Annotated in this window: 13 protein-coding genes; 4 read left to right on the top strand and 9 right to left on the bottom strand. The window is 68.1% G+C overall.

All coding sequences use genetic code 11. From position 1 onward, the window contains the following. Positions 1 to 97: 97 nt before the first annotated feature. Both JYG32_RS33925 and JYG32_RS33920 read right to left on the bottom strand, forming a co-directional pair. Entirely contained in the window at positions 98 to 289 is a 192-nt protein-coding gene (locus tag JYG32_RS33925) for a DUF2964 family protein (protein WP_213268016.1), read from the bottom strand. Positions 290 to 302: 13 nt separating this feature from the next. Beyond that, positions 303 to 779 carry a universal stress protein gene (locus tag JYG32_RS33920; RefSeq protein ID WP_174383145.1) on the bottom strand — a complete coding sequence of 159 codons (477 nt, stop codon included), beginning with the start codon at positions 777 to 779 and terminating at the stop codon, positions 303 to 305. Between the two features lie 380 nt (positions 780 to 1159). On the opposite strand from JYG32_RS33920, the gene JYG32_RS33915 reads away from it, so the two are divergent. Then, positions 1160 to 1921: a 2-keto-4-pentenoate hydratase gene (locus JYG32_RS33915; RefSeq protein ID WP_213268015.1), complete on the top strand. Its 762-nt coding sequence runs from the start codon at positions 1160 to 1162 to the stop codon at positions 1919 to 1921. 67 nt (positions 1922 to 1988) lie between these two features. Continuing rightward, positions 1989 to 3401, top strand: coding sequence for a 3-deoxy-D-arabino-heptulosonate 7-phosphate synthase (locus tag JYG32_RS33910; protein ID WP_213268014.1), 1413 nt, complete (start codon positions 1989 to 1991; stop codon positions 3399 to 3401). A gap of 42 nt (positions 3402 to 3443) precedes the next feature. Here JYG32_RS33910 and JYG32_RS33905 read toward each other — a convergent pair whose 3' ends face one another. From JYG32_RS33905 to JYG32_RS33895, 3 genes are all read right to left on the bottom strand, one after another. Next, positions 3444 to 4496, bottom strand: a complete 1053-nt coding sequence (locus JYG32_RS33905; RefSeq protein ID WP_213268013.1) for a helix-turn-helix domain-containing protein — start codon at positions 4494 to 4496, stop codon at positions 3444 to 3446. Between the two features lie 139 nt (positions 4497 to 4635). Then, a complete protein-coding gene (locus JYG32_RS33900; RefSeq protein ID WP_213268012.1) occupies positions 4636 to 4962 on the bottom strand; it encodes a hypothetical protein in 327 nt (108 codons plus the stop codon). Positions 4963 to 4994: 32 nt separating this feature from the next. After that, positions 4995 to 6500, bottom strand: coding sequence for a hypothetical protein (locus tag JYG32_RS33895; RefSeq protein WP_213268011.1), 1506 nt, complete (start codon positions 6498 to 6500; stop codon positions 4995 to 4997). A gap of 452 nt (positions 6501 to 6952) precedes the next feature. Here JYG32_RS33895 and JYG32_RS33890 point away from each other — a divergent pair, with 452 nt between their 5' ends. Both JYG32_RS33890 and JYG32_RS33885 read left to right on the top strand, forming a co-directional pair. Then, positions 6953 to 9121, top strand: coding sequence for a hypothetical protein (locus JYG32_RS33890; RefSeq protein WP_213268010.1), 2169 nt, complete (start codon positions 6953 to 6955; stop codon positions 9119 to 9121). 7 nt (positions 9122 to 9128) lie between these two features. After that, the gene (locus tag JYG32_RS33885) at positions 9129 to 9836 is read left to right on the top strand and encodes a DUF3142 domain-containing protein (RefSeq protein ID WP_213268009.1); all 708 of its coding nucleotides are present in this window, start codon (positions 9129 to 9131) and stop codon (positions 9834 to 9836) included. 159 nt (positions 9837 to 9995) lie between these two features. Here the strand turns inward: JYG32_RS33885 and JYG32_RS33880 are convergent, their stop codons facing one another. The 4 genes from JYG32_RS33880 to rhmD are packed head-to-tail and all read right to left on the bottom strand — an operon-like array spanning position 9996 to position 13204. Then, entirely contained in the window at positions 9996 to 10889 is an 894-nt protein-coding gene (locus JYG32_RS33880; protein ID WP_174383140.1) for an amidohydrolase family protein, read from the bottom strand. Positions 10890 to 10904: 15 nt separating this feature from the next. Then, positions 10905 to 11219 carry an L-rhamnose mutarotase gene (gene rhaM / locus JYG32_RS33875; RefSeq protein ID WP_174383139.1) on the bottom strand — a complete coding sequence of 105 codons (315 nt, stop codon included), beginning with the start codon at positions 11217 to 11219 and terminating at the stop codon, positions 10905 to 10907. Between the two features lie 11 nt (positions 11220 to 11230). Then, the gene (locus JYG32_RS33870) at positions 11231 to 12016 is read right to left on the bottom strand and encodes an SDR family NAD(P)-dependent oxidoreductase (protein ID WP_174383138.1); all 786 of its coding nucleotides are present in this window, start codon (positions 12014 to 12016) and stop codon (positions 11231 to 11233) included. A gap of 9 nt (positions 12017 to 12025) precedes the next feature. Next, positions 12026 to 13204 (bottom strand): L-rhamnonate dehydratase, encoded by a 1179-nt coding sequence (gene rhmD / locus JYG32_RS33865; protein ID WP_213268008.1) that lies wholly within the window; start codon positions 13202 to 13204, stop codon positions 12026 to 12028. Positions 13205 to 13229 lie beyond the last annotated feature (25 nt).

Below are 13229 nucleotides of genomic sequence, written 5' to 3'. Positions count from 1 at the left end.
GGCCGGCGCGGCAGCCGCTATCGCCGGTCTTTCGTGAAACGGTTGCCGGATTTGTCCGGCGCTGTCGACCGGAAGAAGCCGGCCAGGCACGCCCGCGTCACTCCTCGCCTTTCGCGCCCGGATTGAGCATCACGACGAAGCCGGCCACGCCGACAATCAACGCGATGGCGCCGCCGCGCAACGCCATCGCTTCGTCGAACAGCAGCCCGGTCACGACCGCCATCATCCCCGCGAGCGATACGAACACGGCAATCGCCGCGACGACGATCCGGTACTGGCGGCGTATCATCGCGCGCGCCGCGTTACGCCGCAGCGGCGGCCGACACGTCGGCATCGTCGCCGCGAATCAGCAGCACCGGGCATTTCGAGCCGCGCACGAAGCGCTCGGCGACGCTGCCGAGCAGCACGCGCCGAATGCCGCGCCGCCCGTGCGTACCGACCACCGCGAGATCGATGCCGCGCTCCTTCACGTAACGCTGCAGGCGTTCCGCGATGTCCTCGCCGATGCTTTCGGTCTCGACCAGTTCGGCCTCGCCCTTCGCACCGGCGAGCGCGACGATCTGTTCGGCTTCGCGCAGCACCTTGCGCCCGTCGTCGCGGATTTCCTCGACGAGCGCATGCGGGTCGAAGCGTCCCGCGTAAGTGAACAGCACCGACTTGTCGACCACATACACGACGCTGACGTGCGCGTCGCCCGCCAGTGCCATCTTCACTGCCTCGGCAAGCGCCTGTTTCGACGAAGCGCTGCCGTCGACGGCCACCATGATCTTCTCGTACATGCGAACCTCGCTGGGGTGAACTGCCGCGCACCGTATCGCACGCGGCCATGTCGCCATCATCGGCCGACGACAGGTTCGGTCGTTGACGGCGATCAAGCCGCGCGGCATCCGACCTGCGACCCGGCGACGCGGGCGCCGCCGCCCGGGAAAGCCCCGCTCGGTTCCCGTCGTTCGATTCACGCGGGAAAGCGCTTGCCCTATTGCGTCGCACAACGTGCCCGACTCGCACGCGCCGGAATGAGTCGAGCCGCCGGCGGATATCCCGAGGGCCGCCAATACGCGGCTGGATCGAGCGATCATCGCGCCGAAGGCGCTATCATCAAGGCTTCGACCTTCGTCCGGCCCTTTTTGCCGGTTCACTTTCAACTCGCTCAACCGACATGACAACGACTACCGAACGCGTGGACGGCGCCGCCCAGCATCTCGTCGCCGCCCGCCATGCCGGCTCGCCCGGCCCGCTGCTGCCCGATGCGCTGCGTCCCGAGGATGTCGACACCGCGCTGGCGATCCAGCAGCGCGTCGCCGACCTGCTCGGCGAACCCGTCGGCGGATGGAAATGCGCGCTGCCGCCGCCCGACCGCGTGATCCTCGCGCCGATCTTCGCGTCGACGATCCGCGAAGCCGATGCGCCGTACCGCGTCGTCGGCGGGCCGATCGTGCGGATCGAACCGGAAATCGCGTTCGTGCTCGATCGCGACCTGCCCGCGCGCGGCGAGCCGTACGACGAGAACGACGTGCGCAACGCGATCCGCGAAGTGCGCATCGTGCTCGAGGTGCTCGGCTGCCGCTATGCGGAGCCGGCGCGCGCGTCGAAGTTCGAGCTGCTGGCCGACGGGCAATTCAACCAGGGGCTGTGCGTCGGCCCCGTCGTGCACGACGGGCTGAGCGTGCCGCTCGCGACGCTGGCGCTGTCGTTCGAAGGTGCGCTGAACCGCACGATCGACGGCCGCCATCCGGACGGCGATCCGCTGAAGCCGCTGGTGTGGCTCGTCAATTTCCTCGCATCGCGCGGCGATGCGGTGCGTGCCGGCCAGATCGTGACGACCGGCTCGTACGCGGGCGCGATCGACGTGCCGCTCGGCGATGCGCTGACGGTCCGCTTCGGCGAGCTCGGCAGTTTGTCGGTGACGTTGACGGCGTGATCTGCACACGGCGTGCGGGCAGGCCCGAACCCCGGTCACGCGAACCGCTTCCACCCCGATACCTGCCATGTCGCTGACACCGCTTCCCGCCCTGCTCGACGAAGTCCTGCGTACCGTCGCTCGCCGTTACCGGCTGCCGCCGCTCGACAGCGCATCGTCACCGGCCGAAGCCGCGAACCCGGCCGCCACCCTTGCAATCGCGATCGAGGAAGCGCGCCGGTTGCGGAGCGACGGACGCGCTCCCGGCGCGGAACTGCAGCAGCGCTTCGTCGATGCGCTCGCACGGATGATCCGCGACGCGATGGATACGCAATCCGGCGACCCGGCCTTTCAGGCCGCGGTGCTGCGGCACGATGCGCCGAGCGTGCGCGAATATGCGTCGTTGCACGCGCATGCCGAGCAGGACCGGCGCGCGCTGCATTCGGCCGTCAACGCGATCGCGCACCCGGCCAAGCTCGAGCGCAGCGCACAGGCGTGGCAACGCGACGGGCTCGCGCGGCTGCACGCGGCCGCAACGTCCGCGTCGTGGGCCGATCTCCATGCCACGCTGCAGCATCTGCTCGCACTACCCGACATGGCGACCGACGCCGTTTTCGAACAGGACATCGTCAAGCTGAAGGAGGGTGCGGCGCTCGAACGCCTGCTGCGTCTCGATGCGCTGGCGTCGGATGAGCATGTGCGTCGATACCGCGCGCTGTGGGTGCGCCAGGGCCCGCTCGAAGGCAGCTCGATCGCGGTTGCACAGGGCGCCGCGTCGCAGCAGCGCGGCGCGGCCGTCGAGGCGCTGGCAGCACAAGTGCTCGACACATTGGCCGGCAGGCTCGAAGCCGTGGACGAGCGGCGCACATATCGTGTGGTCACATCGATGCGCGTGCCGTCATCGATACCGGGCCGGCACGACCGCGCGAAAACCGAATGGGATGCGATCCTGCTCGAACGCACGCGCAGCGATGAATCGGCGCCGGCATGGAACGTTCGCTTCCTCGTCGAAGCGAAGGCATCGGCCGATGCGGCGACAACCGATTTGCCGCGGCTGCTGCGCGGCCTGAACCTGCTCGCGCAGGCCGACCCCGACACGATCTACGCGTTCGAGACGCACCAGGGCACGGTGCGCGTGCACGGCGCGTCGCTCCGCGCGTTGACGACCGACGCGGCAGCGCTGCAAACGGAAGTGCTCTATTGCTGCGATGCGTCCGCGGACGCGACACCGCGCCTGCTGGGCGCGGCGAGCCGGATGCAGCTGCTGTCGGCGCAGGCGAGCCTCGAATACGCCAGCGTGCTCGCGCGGCAGCCGGATGCCGATCGGGGCGGTCTCGGCGTCATCTGGCACGCGCTGCTGACACTGCCGCAATGGCATGCCGTGTTGAATCAATACCCGTCGTTGCGGCAGGTCCGCGAACTGATGGTCGCGATCGACGACTTGCGGGCCGCGATCGACGATGTCGCCGGCGATGGCGTCGCAAGCAGCGTATACGCGTGATGCGCGAGCCGGGCCATCGCGCAACGGCACTGCATCGCCCGCTCAGTTGGTGAGCACGCCGAACGGTAGCGTCCACCCCGCCAGCCGGCTGCCGTCGGCCCATCGACCGTCGGCCGCGTCGCAAGGCAGCAGAACCGGCGCGGCCGAACACTCGAGCGTTTCCTTCGGCGTATGGCCGAACTCCGCCTTGAACAGCCGGTGGAAATATTTCTCGTCGGGAAAGCCGTGCGCCCACGCAATTTCCGCGATGCGCTGATGCCTGCGCTGCGGATCGCCCAGCACGTGGTACGCGTGACGCAGCCGCCTGCGCGTGATCTGCCGCATCACGCCGCCCTCTTCCTTGAACAACTGATAAAGCCGCGCTCGCGACACGCCGATGTCGCGGCAAATCCGGTCGGGCGTGAGGTCGGGCTCCAGCAGATGCGTGTCGATATAGCGCCGGACCCGCTCGACCAGCGCGGTGTCGATCGGGCCGCGCGCGTCGTGCAGCGCCTGCGCGGTCGGCGACACCGCCGCGGCCAGCAGCAGCAACATCGACTGCACGATGCTCGGCACCTCGTGGAGGCGCAGGTTCGGCAAGTTCCGGAACAGCGACAGCATCTGGTCGCCGAGCAGGCGGCCCACGCCGCTCGTCAGCGTCTGGCCGTGCCACTGCGCCGCGTGACTCGGCAGCAGGTATCTCGGTACGACCAGGCTGATCACGTCGCCGGCGTCGACCTTGCAATCGTTGATCTGTGCGACGTCGTAGACGAACAGGTCGCCGGCGCCCTTGACCAGTTCGGGCCCGCCGATGCGGCTCGCGACTCGTCCGCCGAGCAGCAGCGTGAAGCGGATCGAATCCTGTCCGTCGAGCCGGATCCGCCGCGTGGTGCGGTGGACCGTATAGATCGGCGCGCGCGAGCGCCAGTGCCGCCCCGACAGGATCAACGGGCCGAGCGCCGCGCCGCTCGCTTCCGCGTCGAACGCGCCGTGGCCGCCGTCGTCATCGAGCCGGTAGTCGCACAGCATGTCCTTGACCCAGACGTGGAACCGGTCCGGTTCGGGGTAGTCGATCGTGCGAAACTTGAAAACAGGGACGAATGCCGCTTGATCCATGACAGTTTTTTTATCGAGCCGACGGGAAAGGATGAATCGGTTCGTCGATTATTCGGACCAAATTGCGCCAGCGCAAGGCCGACGCGGCATACCGTCCATCCAAGCGGACGCCCGGCGTCGGGCGTCGTCGTCGCGGCCATCAGCGCTGCGGATGGCATTCCCAGTTGTTGTACGTCGGCCGATCGATCGGCGTGAGCCCCGGAATCCTGAACACCGTACAGCCGAAACGCCGCCCCTTGCCGGTCGTCGCGTCGTAACTCACCTTCTGGCCGCCCAGCCCGTCCTTCTTCCCGTACTGCACGTTGGCGACGGCGATCTCGTCCGACGACGCCAGCCCCAGCGTCTTCGCGGTCGACGTCTGGACGTCGATCATGTTCATCTGCGTCGTGCCGCACGCGGCCAACACGAGGCCGGCGACCGCGATGCCCAGCGTGGTCCTGACGGTGCAATGCAAGGTCTTCTTCATGACTTCTCCTTCGATTTCCCGACGCGAAACGGTTACGAGCCCGGGGTATAAAAACTGGCCTGCAGCTGGCTGCCGACACTCGCGACATACGATTGCCAGACGAGCGCCATCGCCCCCGTCGCGTTGACGGCGAGCGCCGGCCACGACGCACTCTGCGCCGCCAGCGTCGACGCACTCCACGCGCCGTTCCGGTAGCTGGCCGCAACGACTGCCGACGCGCCCGGCATGCCCGTGTCCTGCCACGCGGCCGTCACGTTGCCGGCCGCGTCGATCACCAGCGGCGGGTACTGCGCTGCCGCCCCGTTCAGGTGTTCCGTCAGTCGCTGCAGCGGCCCCCAGTTTCCGCCGGCATCGGACACGCTCGCCTGCAGGACCGCGCCCCCTTCCGCCCACATCGCGGCAGCCACGCCGTTTTCGTTGACGGTCAGCATCGGCGTCGCGACGAAACCCGTCGGCTCCGCAAGCGCGGGCGCCACGGGCTGCGCGGGCTGCCACCCGGTTCCGGGCACATAGCGTTGCGCCATCGTGGCGGTGAAGATCTTGCCGCCCGTCACGTCGATTTGCCCCCAGACCAGCGTGATGTTGCCCTTCGCGTCCATGCCGGCCACCGGCGAAATGATCGTCGTGAACAGGCTCGTGTTCGACACGGCCTGATTGACGTCGGCCCAGCCGTTGGCTGCGTCGTATGTCGCGGTCCAGAGCGCCGACTTCGTATGGTTGGTCTGCCTCCACGCCAGCACCGCCCGGCCGGACGACAGGACCGAAATCATCGGCCGCACGTTGTCGGTATCGCCGGTCACGGCGCCCGGGCCAGTCTGCACCGGCATCTGAATCAGCGCCGTCGGCGACCACTGTCCGGCCTGCGTATAGCGCGTCCACGCGATACGCGTATCGAGCACGCTGATCGACTGCGTCCATGCGACGAGCGCGTTGCCCTGGCTGTCGATCCCGGCCGTATAGGACGAGCCCGCCATATCCGGCGCCAGTTCGAACGCCGCGCCCCATCCGGTACTCGGGCTGTACGGGCGCGCCCACAGCGCGTACGTGTTGGGGCCCGGCATCCATTCGGTCCAGAACGCGACCGCCTGTCCGCTCGCGTTACCGACCAGTTGCGGCTGAACCCCGCTCAGCCCGTTCATCGAATGCGAACCGTCGCCCGTGTCGAGCCGCGTCGCACTTGCCCAGCCCGAACCCGGGACATAGCGCGCGCCCCACATCTCGTTGCCGTTCGCGCCGGCCGGGCCATTGGTCATCCAGGTGGCAAGCGCGTTGCCGCTCGCGTCGATCGTCACGCTGGGCTCGCCCTCCGGCCCCTTGCCGTCCACCGCAGCGGCCGGCGACCAGCCGGCCTGCGGCTGCGCGGTCCCGCCCCCCGTCGGGCCGCCATTCGAACCGCCGCCGGGCGAGGTCGGACCGGAAGGCGAACCGGGATTGTTCGGCGTCGACAACGACGCGCCGCCGTTCGTGGCGACGTCGTCGCCGCCGCACGCGGTCAGCGCGAGAACGGCTGCCATGACCATCCATGTAATGGGTTTCATCGGAATCCTCTTGTTTTCGTTTGCCGGCGCATGCTCGTCTGCCGTTCGCCGGAACGACGCTTCGCATCGGCGTTGTTATTGATAAGCAATACTATTTAACAGGCATGAAAAGCGGCACCGGTTCGCCTCTCCGTCATGCTCGATTCCGGCGTGCGGGTCGACGCGAACGCCGCTTTCGGCAGACCGCCCCATCGGACAGCGATGACGACGATGCACCGTCTATCGCCGGATGTCCGTCACTGCCGGCTGAATCTTAATTCAGACGATCCGGATTCAAGGTGGCGTTGCGTCTACACTGAGTGGACTTCCATTTCGCCGGCCCGGCAATCGCCGCGACTGGCCGGCACGCGTGCGGCGGCGCCATCCGTCCCGCCCATGAGGTACGATACGCGCCGGGGCACGACGCCCCCTGAGAGACCCGGCCGTCGCGGCCCCACCCCAGCACAAGAAAAATGCCAAGAAACCCATTGCTGCAACGAAACCTGTTCGCCGCGCTGGCGGCCAGCCTGCTCTGGATCCCCGGCGCTCATGCCAGCTCGGACGACACTTGCTACGCGCCGGCCACGCTCCGGCAGAATACGTACTCGTGCAGCAACGTGCCGATGCTGAGCCCCGCCAACGACACGCGCATCAACGCGATGCTGATGATGGTCGACAGCGCCAAGGTCGCGCAGGTGTTTCCGGACCCGAAGACCATCCCGGCGAAGGACCGGATCAACCAGATCATCGTGCCGTTCCCGCTCGACTTTTCCGGGTGGATCGACATCGGCCAGAAGCAGCCCGACAAGACCGGCGGCGCGGCGGATGCCGATGCGCCGTCGAATCGGTATGCCGACGGCGAAGGCAGCATCTGCCGCAGCATGAACGCCGGCGCCGATGCGTTCAACGACGCACTGAACGGCGCGGGCGTCCCCGCCGACGAAGCCGCACGCCTGCGCGCAGCGCGCACCGACATCGCGCAGAATACCTGTGCCGCGGGCGGCGCGAACGCCGCGTGGACGAAGCCGCCGGTCAAATCGCCGCTCGGCCAGCAGCTCGCGGCCTACCTCGACGGCACGAACGCGTTCTACCGCGCCGACTTCCTCACCGCGACCAAGGCGTTCGCGAACGCATCGCACAGCGCGAACCCGTGGCTGAAGGAGACCGGGCTCTACATGGTCGGGCGCGCGCAGCTGAACGCCGCGCAGGCCAACGTGTTCGACAACGACAGCCCGACCCCGTCGCGCGCACGCGTGACGAAGGTCTCGCTCGACGCCGCGAATACGGTGTTCCGCACCTACCTGAAGGTGTATCCGCAGGGACGCTACGCGGTGTCCGCGTCCGGGCTGTTGCGGCGGGTTGCGTGGCTCGGCGGGAACGTCACGCAGCAGGCCGACCTGTACGGCAACGCGCTCGCGCGCTGGTCGCCGAAGGCGTCGAACGTGCCGCTGATGCAACTGGCGAACGAACTCGACAGCAAGCTGCTGTTCGGGTCGGAACTCGACGCGCGCCAGATCCAGTCGCCGACCGTGCTCGCAACCGTCGACCTGCTGCGCATGCGTACGTCGGACAGCAGCAATTCGAGCCGCGGCAAGCCGCTGACGCTGGACGACCTGCAGGCGCAGAAGCCGCGCTTCGCGAACGCGCCCGCGCTCTACGACTACCTGCTCGCGACCTGGTATGTCCAGATCGGGCACAAGCCGGATGCCGCCCTCGAATTGCTGCCGCAGACGCCCGCCGTGCCGCTCGACTACTTCGGCCTGAGCCAGCAGGCGCTGCGCGCGTTCGCGCTGGAGGACAGCGGCCAGACCGACAAGGCCCGCCAGCTGTGGCGCGACCTGATCCCGCTCGCGAAGCTCCGCTTCCAGCGCGAGGCGCTGGAACTCGCGCTCGCGATCAACCTGGAACAGGCCGGGCTCGTCAACGACGTGTTCGCCGACGATTCGCCCGTGCAGAACGCCGCGATCCGGGCGATCTTGCTGCAGCGCACGGCCAATGCCGACCTGCTGCGCGCGCAGGCGCAGAACCAGGCGACCGGCAGCGCGCTGCGCGACACCGCGCTGTACACGCTGCTGTACAAGGAGCTCACGCGCTCGCACTACGCGGACTTCATCGCCGACGCCGCGCTGGTGTCCGGCACGCCTGCCGATCCGTTGAAGCCGTTCACCGCGGCCGGTGCGAAGAACGAAGAAGGCTATGCATGCCTGTCCGCGCGCGACATCGCCGCGGCGCTCCAGCAGAATCCCGGCGATGCGAAAGGGCTGAACTGCCTCGCCGATTTCGTGCGCCTGCATCCGCCCGCGCTCGGGCTCGAAGGCGATCCGGCGCCGCCGTGGATGCGCAACGCGTCGGCGGCAAGCGCAACGCGCATACCGCCGACGCTCGGCGCCTCGCCATCGCAGTTCGCGGGCAAGCCGTACGAGCGGATGTCGAGCTACGTGACCGTGATGGCCGATGCGCAAGCAAACCCGAACGACCGCGCATACGCGTTCTACCGCGCGATCAAGTGCTATGCGCCGGGCGGCTATAACGAATGCGGCGGCAAGGACGTGCCGAAGAACACGCGCAAGCGCTGGTTCGACACGCTGAAGGCCACCTATCCGGGCAGCCCGTGGGCGCAGAAACTCCGCTACTACTGGTAAGCGCCGAATGAGGCGTATCGCGTGTATCGCGCTGCTGCTGGCCGGACGCGTCGCGCTGGCCGGCACCGTCGATGCCGCGCAGTACGACGCGTTCTGGCTGTGGGCCGGCGTGAAGCCGCAGGCGGTCGTACGCGGCGCGCGCGCCGTCTACGTGCTGCAAGGGCAGATCGAAGCGTCGCCGCGCGACGAATCACAGGTACGCGTCATCGCGCAGGGTGTCGCGCTGCCGCCCGCGCCCGACGCACGCGTCTGGCTCGTCTATCGTGCGCATACGCTGCGCTGGACGCCGCGCGTCACGCAGATCATGCTGGCGCAGCTCCAGCGCTGGCGCGCGTCGGGCCGAGCGATCACGGGCATCCAGATCGACTTCGATGCGCGGACGCGCCATCTGCAGGATTACCTCGAATTCCTGCGCACGCTGCGCGAAACCCTGCCCGCCGATTGCCGGCTGAGCATCACGGGGCTGCTCGACTGGAGCAGCCGCATCGATACCGACCAGGTCAACCAGCTCAGGGGCATCGTCGACGAAGTGGTCGTGCAGACCTACCAGGGACGCAACACGATCCCAGACTACGCGGCCTACCTGCCGCGCGTCGCGCGGCTGCAACTGCCGTTTCGCATCGGCGTGATCCAGGGCGGCGAGTGGGATGCACCGCCCTACCTCGCGGCGAATCCGTGGTTCCGCGGCTACGTCGTGTTCCTGCGCAACGACTAGCGGGCGCAAACGCGGCATCGTGGATCCCGCCCGCGCACCGGATTCAGCCCGGGCGCAGCGAACCGGCGTCTACGCAAACCCACGCCGCGACACCTGACTCGAGTACGACGCGATCGCGGCGATACGCGTCGACTTCGTAGTCGTCCGCGTGCAGGCGTATCAGATGCGATAAATCCGCTCTGCATTGCCAACAAACAGCGCCTGCCTCTCCACATCGCTCGCCCCTGCGATGATTTCCGAATACGCTCGCCAGAGCGCCGGATACCCGGCATGCAGCCGGTCGATCGGAAAATTCGACGCGAACATGCATCGCGCGGCGCCGAACGCGTCGATTCCCTCGAGCACATATGGCCGAAAGCTCTCGACCGTCCACCGGTGATCGAACATCGCAAGCCCGCTCAGCTTGAGCACGACGTTCTCGCGCGTGGCGAGCCCGTGCAGCCCGGCGCGCCACGCGCGGTAGCCGTGCACGCTGTCGCGGTCGACGAACATGCCCGCGTGATTGACGATGAAGACCGTGTCCGGATGCGCGTCGACCAGCGCCAGCGCGGCCCCGACCTGGGACGGATAGAGCTGGAGGTCGAACGACAGCCCGAGCCGTGCGAGCCACCCGAAATGGTCGCGCCAGCCCGGATCGTCGAGATAGTCGCGATCGACATAGTTGTACCAGGGGTTCGCGTGGCGATTCAGTACCTGGCGAATGCCGCGCACGTTCGCGCAGGCGGCGGCCGCCTCGAGCCTCGCAGGCGCGTCGGCACGCGACAGGTCGACGCCCGCGACAATGCCCTCGGGCATGCCGTCGCTCGCCGGCGTGTCGGCTAGCGCCTGCAGCCATTCGACCTCGCTCGGCGTTGTCCACGCGTCATGGATCGCTTCGACGTGCACGACTTTCAGGATGTCGATCCCGCCAGCGTCCGCGCGCAGGTCGGCCGGACCGTATGCGCGCGGCAGCGCCGCCACCGGCCCGGAAAACGCCGGTTGCGCGCGGTCGAGCCAGCCGTAGCTCAACGCATCGGCATCCCAGAAATGCACATGTGGATCGACGACCTGCATTGCGCCTCCCTGCGATCACGCCAGATGGAACATCGGTTCCAGATGTTTTTCGAGCGGCCGCCCGTCCCCGTCCGTTGCCATCAGGTCGGCCATGTACGCCCACCACCGGCGCATCACGTCGGCCCGCGCGAGTTCGGCCATCCGGTGCCCGGCCGGGCGTTTCAAGACGGCGAACAGGCAATCCGTTTCGTCGTCGAGAAAGATCCAGTAATCGGCCATGCCGGCCGCGCGCAGCGCGTCGGCCAGCTCCGGCCATATCGCATCGTGGCGCCGCCGGTACTCGTCCTTCTGCCCGGGATGCAGCCGCATCCGGAAAGCGATCGTTTCCATGTCCGTCCCCGTCATTGCAGGTTCACGTAGAGGCCGCCGTCGACGAGAAGTGCCGCGCCGTTGACGTAGCGCGCCAGGTCCGACGCGAGGAACACCACGCAGTCCGCGACGTCGTCAGGCTCGCCGAGGCGGCCGAGCGGAATTCGCTGCTCGAAGTACTCGGCCTTGCCGGGCGCCGCGAGATCCGCTTCGTTGATCTCGGTGCGGATCGTGCCCGGCAGCACGGAATTGCAGCGGATCCGGTGCGGGCCGAGCGCGACCGCGCACGACTGCATCAGCGCGTGCACGCCGGCCTTCGTCGGCGTGTAGTGCGTCTGCATGCCGCCACCGACGAGCGCGCTGATCGAACTCGTCGCGACGATCGCGCCGCCGTCGCCCTGCGCGGCCATTCGGCGCGCGACCGCCTGGGTCACGTGAAACGCGCCGTGCAGGTTGACCTCCATCGTGCGTCGCAGCAGGTCGGCGGGCAGATCGAGGAATGCATGGAACGGACAGATCCCCGCATTGCTCGCCAGCACGTCGATCCGGCCGAACACATCGACGGCCCGCGCGACCAGCTCGTCTGCGGTGTCCGGCCGCGCGATGTCGCCCGGCACGGCGAGCGCGCGCCGGCCGGTCGCGCTGATGTCGTCGATCAGCGCGTCGAGCGCGTGATCCGACTGCGCCGGCAGCAACGGGTTGGCCCAGTAATTGACGACGACGTCGGCGCCATGCCGCGCACACGCGAGCGCGATCGCCCGGCCGATGCCGCGCGAGCCGCCGGTGACGACGACGACCTTGTTCTCGAGCAGTTTCATCGCGGCGGCTCAGTGCGTGTAGGGCCGTTCGGTGCGCACGGCCGGATTGAGCCGCACGCCGAAGCCGGGCGTATCCGGCACCTTCATCCGTCCGCCCGTCGGCACCGGTTCGTCGAGCAGCAGCGGATCGAACATCGGCACGACGCGATCCGCCTGCGGCGCCATCATCAGGAATTCCGCGAACGGGCTGTTGTGCCGCGTCGTCACGAAGTGATAGCTGTAGACCGACGAGCCGTGCGGCACGACGAGCACGCCGTACGCGTCGGCGAGCGCCGAAATGCGGACGAGTTCGGTCAGGCCGCCGCACCAGCCGACGTCGGGCTGGATGATGTCGCAGCAGCCCATCTCGAGCAGCATCCGGAAGCCCCAGCGGGTCGCCTCGTGCTCGCCCGTCGTCACGAGCAGATCGGGCGGCGCCGCGCGGCGCAACTGCGCGTAGCCCCAGTAGTCGTCGGGCGGCAGGCACTCCTCGATCCACTTGAGCCCGTAAGCGCGCGCCTCGTGCGCGAGCCGGGTTGCATAGCGCACGTCGAGGCTCATCCAGCAGTCGAGCATCAGCCAGAAATCCGCGCCGACGCGATCGCGCATCGTCGCCAGCGCGTCGAGGTTGCGGCGCAAGCCGTCGTCGCCCTCCGCCGGGCCATGATGCAGCGGCAGCTTGCCGCCGATGAACCCCATTTCCTTCGCGAGATCCGGCCGCGCCCCCGTCGCATAGAACTGCAGTTCGTCGCGCACCTTGCCGCCGAGCAACTGGTGTACCGGCTCGCCGCGCACCTTGCCGAGCAGGTCCCACAACGCGAGATCGACGCCGGAGATCGCGTTCAGCACCACGCCCTTGCGCCCGTAATAGAGCGTTGCGTAGAACATCTGATCCCACATCTTCTCGATGTCGGTCACGCGCTGCCCTTCGATGAAGCGCGCCAGATGACGCTCGACGACGAACGCGCCGATCTCGCCGCCCGTCGTCACCGCGAAACCGACCGTGCCGTCGCTCGCCTCGATCTCGATCACGAGTGTGCCGAGCACGTTGATGCCGAACGACTGCCGGCTCTGCCGGTATTCCGGGTAACGCGCCATCGGCGTCGCGATGTGATCGTCGATCCAGTGATCCGCGCCCTGGTCGTGGTAGTCGGCGCCGCCGCCGCGCACCGTCAGTGCGCGGATGTGTCGTATCGTGGGCATGCTCATCGGGACGTTCCTCGATCGGAAAGAA

Origin of the sequence: Burkholderia pyrrocinia (genome assembly GCF_018417535.1) — a bacterium.
In the GTDB taxonomy this organism is placed as follows: Bacteria; Pseudomonadota; Gammaproteobacteria; order Burkholderiales; family Burkholderiaceae; genus Burkholderia; species Burkholderia pyrrocinia_E.
Note: the sequence above shows the minus strand (reverse complement) of the source record. Positions and strands in the feature narration are given on the sequence as shown.